This window comes from Providencia sp. PROV188, assembly GCF_027595165.1.
Taxonomy (GTDB): domain Bacteria; phylum Pseudomonadota; class Gammaproteobacteria; order Enterobacterales; family Enterobacteriaceae; genus Providencia; species Providencia lanzhouensis.
In genome coordinates this window covers 2,663,702-2,682,694 of record NZ_CP097291.1, presented here as the reverse complement: position 1 = coordinate 2,682,694, position 18,993 = coordinate 2,663,702, and the positions used below count along the sequence as shown (strand labels likewise).

Below are 18,993 nucleotides of genomic sequence, written 5' to 3'. Positions count from 1 at the left end.
GCCAGATATTTATCTGGCGTTTTTTGTTTTATTTTTTTAATTACAGCAGCCAGCCTTTTTGGTGGGCTTGCTCTAATTGCTGTTTAAGCTGCAACCAAAATTCAGGGAGGATCTCCTGAATATAGTCACATTTACTAACGACCTGCTCATGACGAATATGGTTTTCAACCCAGCTTTGACCCTGATTATGCAAGTTCAATAACATCGGCATGGCTCTATCAATGGCATTGGCATATTTCGATTCCAATGTCTCGACGGCATCATACTCATTCCATAATGCTAAGAATTCAGCATTTTGCGGGCTTGGCAGTAGATTAAACAGGCGGTTAGCTGCTTTGACTTCGTCATCATGAATGGCTTCACGAGCGGCATTATCAAACACCAAAACGTCACCTGCATCAATTTCGACGATATCATGAACGAGCGCAAGTTTAATGGCGCGTTCAAGATTAACGCCCGGCACATAAGGGGCAAAAGCCATAGCAGCAACAGCAAACTGCCAGCTATGTTCGGCTGTGTTTTCGTGTCTTTCGCGGTTTAATAATTTATTCTTGCGATAAACGCTTTTCAGTTTATCGAGCTCCATCAAAAATTGTACGACTTCAGTAAAAGCCCCAAAATTCAAAACGTCGAGTGGCTTATTACTTATTGCAGATGACATAAAAACCCCAATTATTTATCTTCTTCTAATGAATAAGGCAGTGGTGCAATGGTCAGGCAACTTTGCTCGTCACCCATAACGCGAAACACGCTATCAGCTTCCATATCGTTGTTCATGATGATTTGGATGCTAAGTTCTCCATTCCCTAAACGTACGGCGGCGAGTACTGTTCCGGTACGGCGCCAGTTTTCACCGAGTTGCCACTCAACACCATCACCAATAGTTGGAAGTGAGGAGCCAGTGCCCGTTAGCCAGTACATCGCGCGTTTATTGGCACCACGGAACTTGGCGCGTGCAACCATTTCTTGGCCGGTATAGCAGCCTTTTTTAAAGCTAATTCCGTGAGGGATGGCTTGTAAGTTTGCAGCTTGAGGCAGATGTTGGGCACTATTTTCTTGGTCGATAACGGCAAAGCCCGCCGCAATTTCTAATGCTAACCATTGTTGGTCAGAAACCAATGTCGCATTTAAGGTCTCGGTGATGTTTTGAGCAGTCGTTTCGTCTGTAATAATTAAAAATCGCTCTGCGGGAAGGTCAAAATGTAGAAGGGTACTGTTGCCTTCTGCGATGACTTGGTTTTGGGTATCGGGTAGTGTGGCGAACACGGATGAAAGCGCTTCTCGTGCGCCTTGGCCTGCCACACCCAGTAATTTCAGTTCAGGTTTCTTTTCAAAAGTGACTTTAGAGAAAACAGCGTATTTTTTTAACTCTGCGAGTTGGGCATCAGCAACACTGCGTCTTTCAATATAAGAATAACCGGCTAAGTGATGGAATAAACGTAGGTCACTCCACATTTTTCCTTTTGGATCGCAATGAGCGGTTAGTGTATGTGCATGCTCAAGTGTGCTGATATCGGCGGTGACTTGTCCTTGCAGATATTTTTCTGCATCAGCGCCGTGTAGGTGGATAAGTTCCCAGTTTTCCAGTGAAATCAAAACAAGGGGTAAAGACTGAGAATCGAGGGGAAACTGTTGTGCGTTGTCTACATGGGAAGTCATGATTTCACCTGTTGTTCTTTATTTGATAATGGTGCTTAATGGTAAAATAGCTAGGTCACATTGCAAGCCTCAAACCGAACTAAAGTGCCATTAACCTATTATTCAGCATAAGAGGGTAAATAGTTTGTAGAAAAACGGTATTTTACAACCTAAAATGTGAACTATGTAGAGTGTGACATGTTTTATTGACAGATTATCTGATAGAGTATTTAAAATAATCAATCTTATCAGTCAACTGCAACAAAAGGTCGTAGTGAAATGGATAATGGAATGCCTAGCGGGCAAAGTCAAATCGATATCAATAACAAGGCGCGAATTCATTGGGCGTGCAGGAGAGGCATGCGTGAGCTTGATATTTCTATCATGCCATTTTTTGAATATGAATATGACGAGCTAACAGACCACGATAAGCGTGTTTTTGTGCGCCTGCTCGAATGTCCAGACCCAGATTTGTTCAATTGGTTGATGAATCACGGGCGTCCGGAGGACGAAGAACTGTTCTCTATGATTAAACTCATTCAAGAAAGAAATAAAAATCGTGGTCCTGTGGAAATCTAATCTTTCCATTTCATGGAAAACTCAGCTTTTTTCCACCTGTCTTCATGGGGTAACGGGCATTATTTTGCTTGTTGCACCATGGGCTCCAGGTAATTCAATGATTTGGCTGCCATTATTAGTGGTGTTGGTAGCTAGTTGGGCAAAAAGCCAAAAAAATATCGCTAAAGTCAAAGGTGTGGCTGTATTGGTGAATGGCAACAAGCTTCAATGGAAAAAGAATGAGTGGGAAATTATCAAAGCGCCATGGTGTAGCCGTTTTGGTATTTTATTAACGCTTAATGCGTTGCAAGGTAAGCCTCAGAAGCTTCGCTTGTGGATTGCAAAGGATTCTGTTTCCGAAGAGAATTGGCGCAATCTCAATCAATTACTACTGCAATACCCTGATATTTGATATTGCAGTTAGTTGTCTTTGGCGCTTAAAGAGCAGCTTCAATTTCTTGTAGGATCTGCTCACACCATTGTGCGACTCGCTCATCGGTTTGTTCAAACTGGTTCACATCATCTAATGCAAGACCCACAAACATCTCACCATCTTCCGTGAGCGGTTTCGGGCTTTCAAATTCATAACCTTCAGTCGGCCAAAAGCCAATAAACTGTGCGCCAGTCGGTTTAAGCTGGTGATAGAGCATGCCAAGTGCATCTAAAAACCATTCGCTATAGTCAACTTGGTCACCCATGCCATACATTGCGACCATTTTATCCGCAAGGTTAAGTTTGGGAAGCGCTTCCCAAATTTCTAGCCAATCTTCCTGAATTTCACCGAAATCCCACGTAGGGATACCCAAAATAAGAGCATCGTACTGTTCCATTAATTCTGGCGGTGTATCTTTGACGTTATGGAGGGTAATGAAATCATCACCAAGAATGTCACGTATTTTTTCTGCGACCATTTCGGTGTAGCAGGTACTTGAACCGTAAAAAAGACCTATTTTCATATATATTATTACTATATCCAGCGCTGGTTTTTATCACGAGGGACGTATTGTAACAGATGGTGCTACAATCAGGCATAATAGATTGCACTGTAATAATAAAGAGGCATAGGATCTGGCGTGGAAAGTAAACAACTGAATCCGTTAATTGAACAGTTTCTTGATACAATTTGGTTGGAGCAAGATCTTGCTGAAAACACTTTGGCATCTTATCGTAATGACCTCCAATCGTTAGATAGATGGCTGGATGCACAGCAATTGCATTTGGAAAGTGTTCAGTCGATTGATTTACAATCTTTTCTCGCGGAACGTATTGATGGCGGATACAAAGCTGCAAGTTCTGCGCGTTTATTAAGTTCGATTCGCCGGTTATTTCAATATTTTTATCGCGAAAAGATAAGAGCGGATGATCCTTCCGCGGTAATCGCAGCACCAAAAATTCCGCAGCGATTACCCAAAGATCTCAGTGAAAAACAAGTTGAAGATTTGCTTAATGCACCTGCGACTGAAGACTCGCTCGAGTTACGGGACAAAGCCATGTTGGAAGTATTGTATGCTTGTGGCTTACGGGTTTCCGAGCTGACAGGGCTGACATTTTCGGATATCAGCTTGCGTCAAGGCGTCGTTCGGGTCGTTGGTAAAGGTGATAAAGAGCGTTTGATCCCTCTGGGAGAAGAGGCGATTTACTGGCTGGAAAAATATATAGCGCAAGGGCGCCCAGATTTACTGAATGGGAAAACTAGCGATGTTTTATTTCCAAGCAAACGTGGTACAAAGATGACCCGCCAGACATTTTGGCACCGAATAAAATATTATGCCGTACTTGCTAATATTGATGGGGATGCGTTATCTCCTCACGTATTAAGGCATGCATTTGCAACCCATTTATTGAATCACGGCGCGGACTTACGCGTTGTACAAATGTTGTTAGGTCATAGCGACCTATCCACAACCCAAATTTACACACATGTCGCTACTGAGCGGCTACGTGCTTTACATGAGCAGCATCATCCGAGAGGGTGATGGGTGAAAGGATAAATATGAAACGCAAACTACTTGTTTTAGCCGCCTGTATCGCGTCATTAACGGCATCGGTTTATGGCGCAACGGAAGAAAAACTGATTATCGAAAAACTGGCACATTATAATATGCAAGTGGAATCCATTAAGCCTTCCCCAATTGTTGGATTAAATACGGTGGAAACGGATAACGGCGTAATTTATGTGACGGACGATGGTAAATACCTGTTACAAGGCCCAATTTATGATCTCAGCGGAAAAGTTCCGGTGAACATCAGTAACCAGCCTTTGTTGAAGAAGATGGAAGCGTTGAAAAACGAGATGATCATCTTCAAAGCACCCAATGAAAAATATGCGATAACGGTCTTTACTGATATTAGCTGTGGTTACTGTAAGAAATTACACGAAACAGTGGGTGAGTTAAACAGCAAAGGGGTGACTGTGCGCTACTTAGCCTTCCCGCGTCAAGGGATGAAGAGCGACACAGCAAAACAGATGGCATCAATCTGGTGTAATGCATTACCAAAAGATGCGTTGACTAAAGCGTTCAAAGGTGACGAAGTTGCCATGATTGATGACTGTAAAATCGATTTAGGCAATCATTTGAAATTAGGTCAATTATTTAAAGTTACAGGAACGCCTGCCATTATTTTACCAAGCGGACAAGTACTCCCTGGCTTTTTAAAACCTGACGAATTACTCCAAATACTTGAACAGAAATAATCATCATTGTGAATGTCGAAACTTTTTTACGTCAACGAGAATTAACAGGTAATGCCGCGGCATTGCCTAATGTTCCTGAACTTTTGCAGCGCATTTATGCCTCTAGAGGGATAACTTCTCTCGCTCAATTGGAGCGTAAAGCGTCTAATTTGCTTGATTACCGTTCGCTATCAGGGGTTGAAAATGCACTAACGCTGCTCTATTTGGCGCTGGTGGAGCACCAAAAAATCACTATTGTTGGGGATTTTGATGCTGATGGTGCAACGAGTACAGCATTAGCTATCCGTGCGCTTAAAGCGATGGGGTATAGGAATTTAAACTATATCGTTCCAAACCGTTTTGAAAATGGCTACGGTTTAACGCCATTGGTGGTGGACGAAGCCTATAAGCAGGGAACGGATCTGATTATTACGGTAGATAACGGTATCTCTTCTCATGATGGCGTGGTGACTGCTCACGAGTATGGGATGAAGGTAATTATTACCGACCACCATTTACCGGGAGAAACGCTACCGACGGCGGATGCTATCATCAATCCGAATCTTAATGATTGCCAATTTGCATCGAAATCACTGGCTGGTGTTGGGGTAACGTTTTATTTAATGTCAGCGTTAAGAGCCCATTTACGTCAACAGCAGTGGTTTGAAAAGCAAGGGATCAGCGAGCCTAATTTAGCGGAATACCTTGATTTAGTCGCGCTGGGTACCGTAGCAGACGTGGTGCCATTGGATACGAACAACCGCATTCTGGTGCATCAAGGGTTGAATCGAGTGAGAGCAGGGCGCTGCTGTGCTGGGATCAAAGCGTTAATTGAGGTATCTAAGCGAGATGCCTCTCGTCTGGTCGCGAATGATTTTGGCTTTGCGCTGGGACCAAGACTTAATGCGGCTGGTCGGCTGGATGATATGTCTGTCAGTATTGAATTACTGTTGACGGATGATATGGCACATGCACGCCAGCTAGCCAATGAGTTAGATGGTTTAAATCAGACCCGCCGTGAAATTGAAGCGGGTATGCAGCAAGAAGCATTGGTGCTATTTAACAAAATCGAATACAGCGAAAATCAGTTACCGAACGGTTTAGCGCTATATCATCCCGAATGGCATCAAGGGGTGGTTGGGATTTTAGCTTCACGAATTAAAGAGCAATTCCATCGCCCCGTTATTGCGTTCGCGCCTGCCGGAGATGGGTTATTAAAAGGCTCTGGTCGTTCAGTGCAGGGCGTTCATATGCGCGATGCATTAGAGCGATTAAATACGCTGCAACCGGGGTTAATGCAAAAGTTTGGTGGACACGCCATGGCTGCGGGTCTGTCGCTTGAAGAGAGCAAATTTGACGCATTCAAATACCATTTCGAAATGCTGATGGGAGAACTTATTCAACCTGAGCAATTATCGGGCGTTATTTGGAGTGACGGCGAATTATTGCGTAATCAACTGTCATTAGAGACGGCGGAATTACTTCGCGAAAGCGGTCCGTGGGGGCAGTCTTTTCCTGAACCTGTATTTGATGGGCATTTCCAGTTATTGCAACAAAAGTTGGTGGGCGAGAAACATTTAAAATTGATGTTAGAACCCGTGAATGGAGGGCCGATGTTGGATGGCATTATGTTCAATATTGATGTCCGTAGATGGCCAGATAATAGCGTCAAAAAAGCGAAAATCGCGTTTAAGTTAGATGTGAACGAGTTTCGCGGAAATAAAAATGTGCAATTGATGATTGAACACATTTGGCCCGATTAAAACCACGGTAAAAGTTCGTTCAGAAATAGAGGATTGATGCCCTATAAACCTGACAGGAATTCCGTTATACTAAACGGTTCGTGAATGAAAATATTTATCTTTATTGATCAACTATAAGATAGTGAAAATGACGTTTGAAATAAACCCAGTAAAAAGCAAAATTCAGGACCTGTCTGAACGGACAACGGTTCTGAGGGGGTATCTTTGACTATGATGCCAAGAAAGAACGCTTAGAAGAAGTGAATGCAGAACTTGAGCAGCCGGATGTCTGGAATGAACCAGAACGCGCTCAAGCACTTGGCAAAGAACGCTCTTCCCTTGAGGCGATTGTTGAGACAATTGACCAACTGACCCAAGGTATTGAAGACGTAGAAGGTTTATTGGAATTGGCGGTAGAAGCTGATGATGAAGAAACGTTCAACGAAGCGGGCGCTGAGTTAGAAGCACTGCAAGGCAAGTTAGAGCAACTTGAATTCCGCCGAATGTTCTCCGGTGAATATGACAGCGCTGACTGCTATATCGACTTACAAGCAGGTTCTGGCGGTACAGAAGCGCAAGATTGGGCAAGTATGCTCATGCGTATGTATCTGCGTTGGGCTGAGTCAAAAGGCTTCAAAACAGAAATTATCGAAGAGTCAGATGGTGATGTGGCGGGTTTAAAATCTGCAACAATTAAAATCATCGGTGATTATGCCTATGGCTGGTTAAGAACAGAAACGGGTGTTCACCGTTTAGTGCGCAAAAGCCCATTTGACTCCGGCGGTCGTCGTCATACTTCATTTAGTTCAGCGTTTATCTATCCTGAAGTTGATGATGATATTGATATCGAAATTAACCCTGCTGATTTACGTATCGACGTATACCGAGCCTCGGGTGCCGGTGGTCAGCACGTTAACAAAACTGAGTCTGCGGTGCGTATCACCCATATACCGACCAACATTGTGACTCAGTGCCAGAACGACCGTTCACAGCATAAAAACAAAGATCAAGCCATGCGCCAGTTAAAAGCGAAATTATACGAACTGGAAATGCAGAAGAAGAACGCAGATAAGCAAGCGATGGAAGAGAATAAATCGGACATTGGCTGGGGAAGCCAAATTCGTTCTTACGTCCTTGATGATGCACGCATTAAAGACTTACGTACTGGTGTGGAAACGCGTAACACGCAAGCCGTGCTGGATGGTGATTTGGATAAATTCATTGAAGCTAGTTTAAAAGCTGGCCTGTGAGGAAAAAATGTCTCAAGAGCAACAGGGTGCAGAACAAGCTCCCGATTTAAATAACGAACTCAAAGCCCGTAAAGAAAAACTGGTTGCGCTGCGCGAACAGGGTATTCCATTCCCAAATGATTTTCGTCGTGAAAATGTCTCTGATAAGCTTCACGCTGAATTTGGTGAAAAATCTGCAGAAGAGCTGGAAGACCTGAACATTGAAGTGACTATTGCGGGTCGTATGATGACTCGTCGTATCATGGGTAAAGCGTCATTTGCAACATTACAAGATGTTGGTGGCCGTATTCAGATCTACGTCTCACGCGATGATCTGCCAGAAGGTATCTACAACGAACAGTTCAAAAAATGGGACTTAGGTGACATTTTAGGTGCTAAAGGTCGTTTATTTAAAACTAAAACTGGCGAATTGACCGTTCACTGTCATGAAGTTCGTTTGCTGACTAAAGCTCTGCGTCCATTACCAGATAAATTCCACGGTTTATCAGACCAAGAAACACGTTACCGTCAACGTTACCTTGACCTGATTGCTAACGATGAATCTCGTAACACTTTCATCATTCGTTCTAAGATCTTAGCGGAAGTTCGTAACTTCATGGTCGAACATGGATTTATGGAAGTAGAAACTCCGATGATGCAAGTTATTCCGGGTGGTGCTTCTGCACGTCCATTTGTGACTCACCATAATGCATTAGATATTGATATGTATCTGCGTATTGCGCCGGAACTGTATCTGAAGCGTTTAGTTGTCGGTGGTTTTGAACGCGTATTCGAAATCAACCGTAACTTCCGTAACGAAGGTTTATCTCCTCGTCATAACCCAGAATTCACGATGATGGAACTGTATATGGCGTATGCCGATTACCGTGACCTGATTGTGCTGACTGAAGACTTATTCCGTATTTTAACGCAGAAAGTATTAGGCAATACCGTTGTTAAATATGGTGAACAAGAGTTCGATTTTGGTAAACCATTTACCAAAATGACGATGAAAGAAGCTATCTGCAAATACCGTCCAGAAACTAACGTTGCTGACCTGGATGATATGGATAAAGCGGTTGCGATCGCGCAGTCTATCGGAATCAAGATTGAGAAGAGCTGGGGTTTAGGTCGTGTTCAGTGCGAAATCTTTGAAGAAGTTGCTGAAAGCCACTTAATTCAACCAACCTTTATTACAGAATATCCGGCTGAAGTTTCTCCATTAGCGCGCCGTAATGATGATAATCCATTCATTACTGATCGTTTCGAATTCTTTATCGGTGGTCGTGAAATCGGTAACGGTTTCTCTGAGTTAAATGACGCAGAAGATCAAGCAGAACGTTTTGCTGAGCAAGTTCGTCAGAAAGACGAAGGTGATGATGAAGCGATGTTCTACGACGAAGATTACGTGACCGCATTAGAGCACGGGTTACCACCAACAGCAGGTTTAGGTATTGGTATTGACCGTATGGTCATGCTATTTACTAATAGCCATACTATTCGTGATGTAATCCTATTCCCTGCATTACGTCCTAGCAAAGCTTAAGTTTTGTTTTTCATGCCCAGTTAATAACTGGGCATGAATCTTCTCAATTAATCATGGTATTTTTATTTAATTCTCTCATTCAAACCCACAATTAATTTGTTGTACCTTTCCAGTATTAAAATAAAAATCTGCGTTACATCACGTTATGCGTTAATTTAAGATCAATATCTTTTTAAGATAACTGCTATTCATTGGCTGCTTTAATAAGTGTAGAATTTTATTTTACTCAATACCTAGCTTTGTTATCGAAGTGATCTTTATCATTTCATTGAGATATCTCAAAATGTGAGTATTTTCAATTTTTGACTGAGTAAATGTACCTGCTTGTAATATCATGATTTTAATTAATTAGACTAAGTTTATAAAAACCTGAGAGATAGGATGAGCGAGCAACGCTTATTTGATTTATTACTAATAAAATGTGTTTTTGATGTTAATTAATGTGCAAGAATAATCAATATACACAAGTATGCGATATCTTATTTAGAGAGATATGAGTATTAATGTACTAAAATAACAATTCTGTGGTTGTAAAACTAAATTGGCACAAAATAAAAATGCATAAGATTTATGAGAAGTCTCTATTTCTCTATTCGGCTATATAGAAAATAGCGAGTTTTTAGCTTACACTAGGTTTCTAGGACATCATAATAATAGCGAAGAAAAGTACTGGTAAGGTAAATATATGTTTTTAAAAAATAAATTTTATGTCGCGTCTTTGCTTGCGGTAAGCACGGCTTTACTTTCTGGCTGTGTCACTGGTCCAAATGCGCAAAAGACGGCATTAGCTGATTCTCAAACCACCACAGCAGCAACGAATAATTCACAGCAAAATAGTAAGGCTGATGATTCTTACCCTGAATCTCAGAACGTTTTAAATAATGCTTTAGATCGTTCACCAAATGCTGTTGAGCAGCAGGGTGTTGCGCCACTAAATACTTGTATTAAAGAACTCAGTTCATTGAAAACGCTATCACCAGAAAGTTATAACCGTCTGGTAGGCTCATTTAAAGAAGTGAGTGAAATTAATCAGCTATACAAACAAATCGAAGCAACTGCTAGCCCAGATACCATTGAGCTATTGCAAATGGCTATTGAATCTAAAACAAAAGTTCTTTGTGCTAAGGTGCGTTACAACGCAGTGCTATCAACGGAATCAACTTTGCAGAAAATTAATGGATTATGAGACTTAACCTAAGGCTTTGTGTCTCTCTGGCACTTTTTTCGACATGTTTTTCAACAGCTTCCTACGCGGAGCGTTTTAACAATGTCATCGATGACTTTGATACTTACCTTCAATCTGAAAATGAAGGTCAAAAACCAAAGCCTCGACCTGTCGAAGTACCACTGAGTGTTAAATCACAAGCCCAAGGTTATGATGTCTTATCCTCTCTTTCGCCAGTTCCTGTGCCGAAAGAAAACCGTCAAGTTACGGCGGGTAAAGTAAAGAATACTAAAGAGAAAAAGGTGGCTCAGCGATCATCGAATGCGGTGACGTCATCTGAATCTCAAAATACAAAAGCATCGGCATCAACACCTATTGAGCCTAAAACACCTGTTCAAGTAGCAGAACCAGCTCAAGTAGCAGACACAGATATCAAACCTGCTATCGACGTCTGTTTGTTGCCTTCTGAGTCTCAATCTTACCAGCCTGCATCTTCCTATTTGCTACAAGGTAATCAATGGAATCCTAAGTATTTGGCGAAGGATTTTGCCAAATACCAAGTCATTATTGATCCTCTTGGCTTATATTCTTCGAATTTCACGAAGAAAGCAGGGACTGAAAACTCAGTCAATCTGGCTCAGTTGGCAAAGCTCATTGAGCAACAGCAATTAAAAAATCTGTATCGCTTTGGCGTTGCTCAAGGTGTTGGTGAGCTGATTTCGTACAATAAGCTGCTAACTGATGGTCAGTTAGTCACTAAGCTGACTAACTACAATAAAGACATTGCTGAATTAAATCGCATCATTACTGAAAAGCAAACGACGATAGCTAAACTCAGTGGCGACATTGCAGCAAGTAAGTTGCAAATTGAGCAATTACAAAGTGTTGTAAAATCTGTTGATAATAAAGCTGTTATCGATGGGCTGAATAGTGAATTAGCTAAATCGCAGAAAGTGATTGCTGAAAAACAAGCTAATCTGGATAACCTTACCAAACAAAATAGCCAGTCATTAGACACTATCAAACAGTTGGAAAAACAGCTGAGTGATGGTGTGATTGAAGCGACAAATGCGAAAAAACAACTTGCCGACAAAGACAAGCAAGTCACGGATGCTCATCAGCGCATCGAGCAATTAACCTCCGAGATTGTCAAACTACAATCTGACGCGAAGCAGCAATTGCAGTCATCCGGCAATACGGATGAACAGCTGAAGTCTGTGAGTACCAACTTAGTACAGCAAGAAGCCTTACTGAAACAGCGTGAAGATGAGCTAAAGCAGGCTCAAGCGCAAAAAAATGATGTCCAATTAGCACTCAAGCAACAGCAAGATGCGGTTAAGCTGCTTGAACAACAGAATCAGCAACTGACCGCGCAAATGAAGCAGCAGTTGGCTGACAAAGACAAACAAGTCACGGATGCTCATCAGCACATCGAGCAATTAACCTCCGAGATTACCAAATTGCAATCTGACGCGAAGCAGCAATTGCAGTCATCTGGTAATACTGATGAACAGCTGAAGTCTGTAAGTGCCAACTTAGTACAGCAACAAGCCTTACTGAAACAGCGTGAAGATGAGCTAAAGCAGGCTCAAGCGCAAAAAAATGATGTCCAATTAGCACTGAAACAACAGCAAGACGCGGTTAAGCAGCTTGAACAACAAAATCAGCAACTGGCAGATAAAGTAAAACAAAAATCTGTGGTAGAAGCTGAATTAGCTACATCTAAGCAGCTGCTAGCTAAGGCTAGTACAGACTTGCAAAACGTGAAGCAAGAGCTGGAAAATAAAGCCGCGTTGATGGCTCAAGCTAGCGACAAACAAGTTAAAGCTTTATCTGAGCAAAACCAGAAGCTTTTGACTCAACTCGCTGAAAAATCACAGCAGAACGATAAAATTCAAGCAACATTAGTTGAGCAAACCGCTAAGTTAGTGCAAAAAAATGCACTGGATGTTGAGTTAGCAGAAGCGAAGAAACAACAGGTTACTCAGCAAAATGCCCATGAAAAAATAGCTAAGCAACTGGCGGATAGCCAAAATCAGTACGCACAGTTACAAGCGCAGCTAACATCGAATGAGCAAAGCTATGCGGATGCGAAAAAACAGTTAGCACAAGCAAATACTGAAGTGCAAAAACTGCGTGCTGAATTAGAAAAACAGACTGAACTTGCAGGCAAAGATACTGACCTACAAGTCAAAGAATTAACTGCGGAATTGAATAAGCAAATTAGCTTACTCAAAGGCCGAGAAGAAGCTTTAACAAAGTTAGATCAAGAGAATAAAGGCATTCAAGATTCGTTAAAAGCGCAACTGTCTGATAAACAGCAGCTAGAGTCTCAAAATACTCAATTGATGTCACAAGCCAAAGAAAAAGAAGCATTGATTGCTAAGCTTGAAGGTGACATTGCCAATCGCAACAAACAGCAAGCAGACATCGAGCAAAAGCTGCTAGATGCGAACAAACAATTGAATGCGTTAAAGTTAGATGCTGAAAAATTTAATGCCGAGAATCTCTCGAAAAAAGATCAGGAATTGCTTCAACTCAAGAAGCAGCTCGATGAAAAAACAGCGGCGGATAACAAATCTAAGCTGGAGCTTGCTAGTGTTCAAGATAGTTTGAAGAAAGCAAAAGATGAGTTGGCATCCTTGAAATCATTTTCAACAGATGAGGGACTGAAAGCGCAAATTAGGGATCTTAATCAGCGCGTGACTCAGTTACGTGAAGAGAATGATGCATTAAGAACGAGCAAAAAGTCACCTACAGGTAAAGCGCCGACCATTATCCAAATCCCATCTGCGGATAATACGACTATTGCCAAAGAGAATGAAAAGCGGAATCAGAAGATCCTGCAGGGTATAAAACAGCAGAAATACAGTAAGTTAGATAATTATACTTATTATAAGGTTTTACAAAAAGGTACACCAATTACAAATGTGAAAGACAAAAAAATCACATTGATCATGCGAGAACAACTTACCGATGGCAAGGTGACCGTTATGCATACAGAAAAAAATCCAATGGTGTTACCTTATGATCAACTTCCACCACCCATGAACTCGTTCGTAGAGAAAGTGGGTGTTGGCGGAATGGTCAAAATTTATATTGAGCCTGAAGGTGGTTATGGCCCAGAAGGTATTCCTGGTGAAGTGCCGCCAAACTCAATGTCAATTATTGATTTGAAAGTGATTCAAGCGAACTGATTAATAAGGTTCTAAATAAAAAGAAGGGGCTTACTTAAATAGTAGGCTCTTTTTTTATTTTCAACGATAGCGGGGTTGCCTTTCTGTCAGTGTAGCTAAGACATTAATCCTATACTGACAGGGCATATAACGTGAGGAAGGTACTAGGCGGCTTTACGCGACCTACTGGGGGTATAACCAAAGCGCTTATGATAGCTTTGAGTAAAGTAAGACTGACTTGAAAAGCCGGCTTCCATAGAAACTTCTACAATACTCATCGACGTATTTATCAATAATTGGTGTGCATACATGATGCGCTTCTCACTGATCCAAGAACGAGGTGATGTTGCATAAACAGTATGAAATAGCTCTTTGAATGTTGTTAAGCCCATGCCAAACGTTCTGGCAAACTCATTTAACTTCCACTCTTTTAAATAATTATTTTCCATGAATGTCTGCAAACGCTCAGCTTGACGATTACTGAGTTGTCGTAAATTGGACAACAGAGTTGCACCTTGCTCACTATAAGATAATAACAAGAGTAGCTCATTAATCCTTAATTTAAGGATCATTTCAGGATATTGAGTTTGAATAAATGATTCTAAGCTATTTTTTAACTCATTAATCAATGGGCTTGTTGTAAACTTGATGATGTCATTAGCGACATTGTCAGCTCGCTCAATCTCACTTAATTGTGATCCGTAATGAGATAAATACTCACGTAAAAACTTATCATCCAATGAGATCCATAAGAATTCACCATCTAGTGTATTGTTCTCTGTTTTAAACGAATATGACCCCTGTTTATGGTAGAGAATATCACCTTCATGTAGGCTCTCATTTGCGGCTGGAGTTTCCAGCAATATTGACCCTTTTTCTATTATGATAAGACCCTTAGAGGTTAAATCGAGTATCGCATGTGGGTTACTTTTATCTATGCGTACTTTTTTTATCACCTGATGACTTAATTGACTGTTCATAGTAGCACCTTTATTAAAATTAGCTCTTTAAGTAATAGTCGAAATCAAATATCAAGTTTTTAAATTCTATTGATATAAAAAATCACTATAACCTTGATGATTGAAATTATATGAGCTGTTTTTTTATATGTCATATCGTAAATTAAAGTATTAATAAATGTTTCGAAATATGCTTTTTACGATGCTTATAGGAAAACTAATCGGTTTTTCCGAGCAACCTATTTGGTGTTCTATTCACTTATTCTACAAGTTACCGGTAACTGTGGTTTTAAATTCCAGTTTTTCGATATTTTTTAGATTTTAATATTTTGTGTTTTTTTACGCTTTTTCATTGTTTTTTTATCTTTTAAAGGTAAGTAGTCATTATTTGTGTCTTATCATAAATAATAGTGATGCAAATTATTTAGGGTATATTCGTTAAAAGTATCAATAATAAATTTATCTAATGTATAAAATTGTTAATGACATTATTGATAAAATTATTGAATCATATTGATTTTTGTTTTTTATCAAAACATGCGTTTTAAGCTAAATATTGAGATGTACATCTCATTTTTAGTATTAATTGAGCAGTGTTATCATTTTTGTATTTTTCATAAGCATGGGTTTTGATTATTAATTATGTTCGGTTACTAATTTTTATATGAACGTCATTTCTGGAAATAGAAACATGATAGAGAGCTAAAGTCATTTTATCGAGATTCGATGAAAATTGAGAAGATAACGTGAGTGAGTTTAAAAACTGATAAAAAACCAATAAGATAGTGAAAAAAAACACACGAGGCTAACGAACAAGTTGTCGTTAAATATATTTAACATTTACACCGATAAATTTGTTTTTCTCAGTGATGTAATTCCGAATTGGTGTGGTGAAATATTCTGTTGATAAGATCATTTTTTCAGGTTGGATGTAGTACGTTCCCGACTAGGTAGCTCCGGGACAGGTTTTTTATCATCAATGAGATGACGAATTGCTAAAATAGGATGGTGATATAGCATTTTAGGGCCGGCCCAACGCATAATGATTTTCATTTGTTCACGTTGCTTTGGTTGGTAGCAATGTATAGGGCATTGTTTACAGGCTGGTTTTTCTTCACCATAACGGCATTTATTTAGGCGTTTTACGGCATAGGAAAAAAGTATTTGGTAATGTTCTGGGTTGTCTTCAGGAGCAGGATGTGCCTTTTCATAGATTTTTATCATTTTTTCTATCGTTACGATTTCCCTCGATATTCTTTTACCCACCATCATCGCTTCTCCTCAAATAAAGATATATTTAATATATATCTTTATAGCAACTATTTATAGGCGCTTAAATCAATATAAAAGCATTTTCCCCCCATTAATAGCAAAAATGGCATAAGAGAAATTTCTTATGCCATTAACACTGTATTATCGCCAATTGTGTTGTAGCTAACTTATTGGAGCCTAATGCATTGAAGCTAAGACCCCAATGTATTTGATAAAGTAAGATTAGCTGCAGTTTAAAGGCACCTTATCGACTGGTTTGCATTATTCTCTGCATTTCATCTTTTAGATGCAATTTTTCTTTTTTAAGTTTGGCAACCTGTTCGTTATAGCCGGCACCTGAAGGTCCTTCAAGCTTGCTAATTTCTTTATCTAATTGGTGATGCTTCTCATAGAGAGATTGAAAGCGGGGGTGTGTGGAGATTAATTGTGAAACTAAATCTTGATCAGCAGATAACATACTACCTCCTCATAATGAATTAAGCCTCACTTTCAGTATAACCATTGATTGTTTTATGTACATATTGATGGGGCGGATTTACATAATTTTTATTAATTTTATGATCCTTATACTAATATTAAGTATTATCACTAAAGGATTAATGAGTTATCTATATTTTTGTAATTAAGAATCATCTATAGTGATTAAAGTGGTTGAATTGACCTACTATGTATCAAACCCTAGTTTTTAATGTTGTTATTTTTTTACCAATAGGAATTTTATGATGAAAAAAGCGATTTTGTCTGTAATGGCTGCGGTAGCAGTGTCTTCTTGTGCAATGGCGACTGAAGATTTAGGAAAGATCGCGCCTTACCCGAAAGCAGAATCTGGTATGACTCGTCATGTGATCCAGCTTGATACTCAGCAAAATGAATATGACTACATGGTTGAGCTGGTTATCGGAAAAACCATTAAAGCAGATTGTAATCGCCAATGGTTTATGGGTGACTTAGAAGAAAAAACCTTAGAGGGTTGGGGATATAACTACTACAAATTAGACGAAGTCAAAGGACCTGCCTCAACAATGATGGCTTGTAGCGAACCTGCAAAAGACCGCTTTATTACCACTCAATTAGGTGATGAAGCATTTGTTCGTTATAACAGCAAACTCCCAATTGTTGTTTATGCGCCAAAAGATATGGAAGTGAAATACCGCATTTGGTCGACAGACGATAAATTAATGAACTCTGTTAAGAAATAATGCATTAAAATGCCGCGTCAGTTTTCTATGATGCGGCATTTTTATTTTGTAAGCTTTAGATTAACGAACGACAAACACTGATGTTTGCGCATGACGCACAATGGCGGATGCAGTCGAACCTAATAAATAAGTGGATGTGCTTGGATGATGAGAACCGACGACAATTAGGTCGGCATTAATGGTTTTTGAGTAATCTAAAATTTCGTCTTTTGCTGAACCAATACTCACTTGACATGTAATTTGAGAACTTGGAATTTTAGTATCTTTGATCACTTCTTCTAATGCCCGCATTGCGAGTGTTGCACGCTCAGCCGAGTTTTTATGGCTTTCAGGTAAGATAGCGACTTCAATACCAAAAAATAGTTCTACACTTGGGATCACCGAGAAAAAGTGAATCTCAGGCTTCCCCAACGTTGCCAAATCTTCCACATGTTTGATGATGTTTGAATTTAAATCATCTTCTAACAGATCAATAGGAACCAATATTTTCTTATACATAGCCACCTCTTCATTTGTTATTTTAATTTGATTATATACCTATCATTTTATAAGTCATATTACACTTATGATTTTGTGATATTGAATTCACAGTAACATGGCTATCTAATAAAGATGAACCTACACTCTATCTATAATAGAGGATAGGTTAGTTATGAATATCTTCCTTTATAGCTTTTATCTGATTATGGCTTTTTATCTTATCAAGGATAGAAAAATAAAGAATAACCATTCTCAATCAATATAATCAATTATTTACAATTTATTATGAGACATTTAACAAACAATATGAGAATATCATTGAGCTTGATTAAGTCATTGAAAATAAACTATATTTAAATGATAATTGTTTTGTTTTTCATTAAGAAAATAAACTATGCATAAACATGAAATCCCAGCTTCCGGGAAAAATGAATTCGAATTGCAACAAGAGAAATTTAAAGCCGCAAAAAAAAGCACTTTGATCAGTGTGGCGGTGAATACTCTATTGTCTATTTGGCAAATTATTGTTGGGATATTTTCCCACTCTTCAGGCTTAATTGCTGATGGTATTCATACACTTTCGGATTTAGTTGCAGACTTTGTTGTCCTTATTGCGAATAAAAAAAGCCATAAGAAGCCAGATGCTGATCACCCATATGGTCATTTCCGTTATGAAAATGGTGCATCCCTTATTTTAGGGATTATTTTGTTGATCGTGGGTGTGGGAATGGGGTGGTCTGCGGTCGAAAAAATGATTAACCCAGATTTAATCCCAGAAGTTCATACGATTGCATTAGTTGCTGCATTAACGGCTTTGGTTGCGAAAGAAGGCTTATTCCGCTACATGCTGCATGTAGCAAATAAAGTTAATTCTAGCATGTTAGTGGCGAATGCTTGGCATGCGCGTTCTGATGCAGCCTCTTCATTAGTCGTCGCTATCGGGATTATTGGTAGTTTATGCGGTATCCGCATTCTTGACCCTATTGCTGCTTTAATTGTGGGGACATTTGTCTTCCGAATGGGATTCAAATTCACTTATCAATCTATGCAAGACTTAATGGATAAAGGGGCTGATGAAGAAACGCTTGAACAATTGAGCGATGTTCTTCGAGGTATTCCGGGAGTTAAAGGATTCCACGATTTGAAGACACGCAAATCTGGCGACTTTTTCCTTGTGGATGTTCATTTAGAGTTAGATGGTCAAATGACAATTCTAGAAGGGCATGATATAGCGGTAAACGTAAGGAAACAATTAATGAAAAACCCACAAGTACTGGATGTTATGACCCACTTAGACCCTTATGATAAAGATTGTTTGCATTAATTCTTATTTAATCATTAAGCACTTTTGAAAA

At 39.7% G+C, this 18,993-nt stretch carries 18 protein-coding genes; 11 read left to right on the top strand and 7 right to left on the bottom strand.

Going from position 1 to position 18,993, the window contains the following annotated elements:
• Positions 1 to 40 precede the first annotated feature (40 nt).
• Both M5X66_RS12375 and ygfZ read right to left on the bottom strand, forming a co-directional pair.
• A complete protein-coding gene (locus M5X66_RS12375) occupies positions 41 to 661 on the bottom strand; it encodes an HD domain-containing protein (protein ID WP_036951137.1) in 621 nt (206 codons plus the stop codon).
• A gap of 11 nt (positions 662 to 672) precedes the next feature.
• Positions 673 to 1,659, bottom strand: a complete 987-nt coding sequence (ygfZ, locus tag M5X66_RS12370; RefSeq protein ID WP_270103602.1) for a tRNA-modifying protein YgfZ — start codon at positions 1,657 to 1,659, stop codon at positions 673 to 675.
• Positions 1,660 to 1,950: 291 nt separating this feature from the next.
• On the opposite strand from ygfZ, the gene sdhE reads away from it, so the two are divergent.
• Complete coding sequence (gene sdhE / locus M5X66_RS12365; RefSeq protein WP_036951240.1) at positions 1,951 to 2,217, top strand: FAD assembly factor SdhE; 267 nt, start codon at positions 1,951 to 1,953, stop codon at positions 2,215 to 2,217.
• The gene (locus M5X66_RS12360; protein ID WP_036951135.1) at positions 2,198 to 2,608 is read left to right on the top strand and encodes a protein YgfX; all 411 of its coding nucleotides are present in this window, start codon (positions 2,198 to 2,200) and stop codon (positions 2,606 to 2,608) included. Before sdhE ends, M5X66_RS12360 begins: the two co-directional genes overlap by 20 nt.
• 25 nt (positions 2,609 to 2,633) lie before the next feature.
• On the opposite strand, the gene fldB is transcribed toward M5X66_RS12360, so the two are convergent.
• Complete coding sequence (fldB, locus tag M5X66_RS12355; RefSeq protein WP_036951134.1) at positions 2,634 to 3,152, bottom strand: flavodoxin FldB; 519 nt, start codon at positions 3,150 to 3,152, stop codon at positions 2,634 to 2,636.
• A 117-nt stretch (positions 3,153 to 3,269) separates the two neighbouring features.
• Between fldB and xerD the strand changes: the two genes are divergently transcribed.
• The 7 genes from xerD to M5X66_RS12320 all read left to right on the top strand — a co-directional run bounded on the left by xerD (position 3,270) and on the right by M5X66_RS12320 (position 13,749).
• The gene (gene xerD / locus M5X66_RS12350; RefSeq protein ID WP_036951132.1) at positions 3,270 to 4,172 is read left to right on the top strand and encodes a site-specific tyrosine recombinase XerD; all 903 of its coding nucleotides are present in this window, start codon (positions 3,270 to 3,272) and stop codon (positions 4,170 to 4,172) included.
• A gap of 17 nt (positions 4,173 to 4,189) precedes the next feature.
• A complete protein-coding gene (gene dsbC / locus M5X66_RS12345; RefSeq protein WP_036951131.1) occupies positions 4,190 to 4,891 on the top strand; it encodes a bifunctional protein-disulfide isomerase/oxidoreductase DsbC in 702 nt (233 codons plus the stop codon).
• Positions 4,892 to 4,899: 8 nt separating this feature from the next.
• A complete protein-coding gene (gene recJ, locus M5X66_RS12340; protein ID WP_036951130.1) occupies positions 4,900 to 6,633 on the top strand; it encodes a single-stranded-DNA-specific exonuclease RecJ in 1,734 nt (577 codons plus the stop codon).
• Positions 6,634 to 6,760: 127 nt separating this feature from the next.
• Positions 6,761 to 7,862 (top strand): peptide chain release factor 2 gene (prfB, locus tag M5X66_RS12335; RefSeq protein ID WP_108478266.1). Its coding sequence is split into 2 segments (ribosomal slippage): positions 6,761 to 6,838 and positions 6,840 to 7,862, totalling 1,101 coding nucleotides; the frame shifts between segments, so codons are not numbered across the junction.
• A 7-nt stretch (positions 7,863 to 7,869) separates the two neighbouring features.
• Positions 7,870 to 9,387, top strand: coding sequence for a lysine--tRNA ligase (gene lysS, locus M5X66_RS12330; protein ID WP_036951129.1), 1,518 nt, complete (start codon positions 7,870 to 7,872; stop codon positions 9,385 to 9,387).
• 685 nt (positions 9,388 to 10,072) lie between these two features.
• Positions 10,073 to 10,573, top strand: coding sequence for a hypothetical protein (locus M5X66_RS12325; RefSeq protein WP_108478264.1), 501 nt, complete (start codon positions 10,073 to 10,075; stop codon positions 10,571 to 10,573).
• Complete coding sequence (locus tag M5X66_RS12320; RefSeq protein ID WP_230083397.1) at positions 10,570 to 13,749, top strand: FKBP-type peptidyl-prolyl cis-trans isomerase; 3,180 nt, start codon at positions 10,570 to 10,572, stop codon at positions 13,747 to 13,749. The genes M5X66_RS12325 and M5X66_RS12320 overlap by 4 nt, the downstream gene beginning before the upstream one ends.
• Positions 13,750 to 13,892: 143 nt before the next feature.
• Here M5X66_RS12320 and M5X66_RS12315 read toward each other — a convergent pair whose 3' ends face one another.
• From M5X66_RS12315 to M5X66_RS12305, 3 genes are all read right to left on the bottom strand, one after another.
• A complete protein-coding gene (locus M5X66_RS12315) occupies positions 13,893 to 14,708 on the bottom strand; it encodes a helix-turn-helix transcriptional regulator (protein WP_036951126.1) in 816 nt (271 codons plus the stop codon).
• A gap of 891 nt (positions 14,709 to 15,599) precedes the next feature.
• Positions 15,600 to 15,956, bottom strand: coding sequence for a nitrous oxide-stimulated promoter family protein (locus M5X66_RS12310; protein ID WP_036951235.1), 357 nt, complete (start codon positions 15,954 to 15,956; stop codon positions 15,600 to 15,602).
• 247 nt (positions 15,957 to 16,203) lie between these two features.
• Entirely contained in the window at positions 16,204 to 16,416 is a 213-nt protein-coding gene (locus M5X66_RS12305; protein ID WP_036951125.1) for a DUF465 domain-containing protein, read from the bottom strand.
• Positions 16,417 to 16,681: 265 nt separating this feature from the next.
• On the opposite strand from M5X66_RS12305, the gene eco reads away from it, so the two are divergent.
• Positions 16,682 to 17,158, top strand: coding sequence for a serine protease inhibitor ecotin (gene eco / locus M5X66_RS12300; RefSeq protein WP_036951124.1), 477 nt, complete (start codon positions 16,682 to 16,684; stop codon positions 17,156 to 17,158).
• A 60-nt stretch (positions 17,159 to 17,218) separates the two neighbouring features.
• On the opposite strand, the gene M5X66_RS12295 is transcribed toward eco, so the two are convergent.
• On the bottom strand, positions 17,219 to 17,656 hold the full coding sequence (locus M5X66_RS12295; RefSeq protein ID WP_036951122.1) for a universal stress protein: 438 nt from the start codon (positions 17,654 to 17,656) through the stop codon (positions 17,219 to 17,221).
• A 376-nt stretch (positions 17,657 to 18,032) separates the two neighbouring features.
• Here M5X66_RS12295 and M5X66_RS12290 point away from each other — a divergent pair, with 376 nt between their 5' ends.
• Positions 18,033 to 18,962 carry a cation diffusion facilitator family transporter gene (locus M5X66_RS12290; protein ID WP_036951121.1) on the top strand — a complete coding sequence of 310 codons (930 nt, stop codon included), beginning with the start codon at positions 18,033 to 18,035 and terminating at the stop codon, positions 18,960 to 18,962.
• Positions 18,963 to 18,993 lie beyond the last annotated feature (31 nt).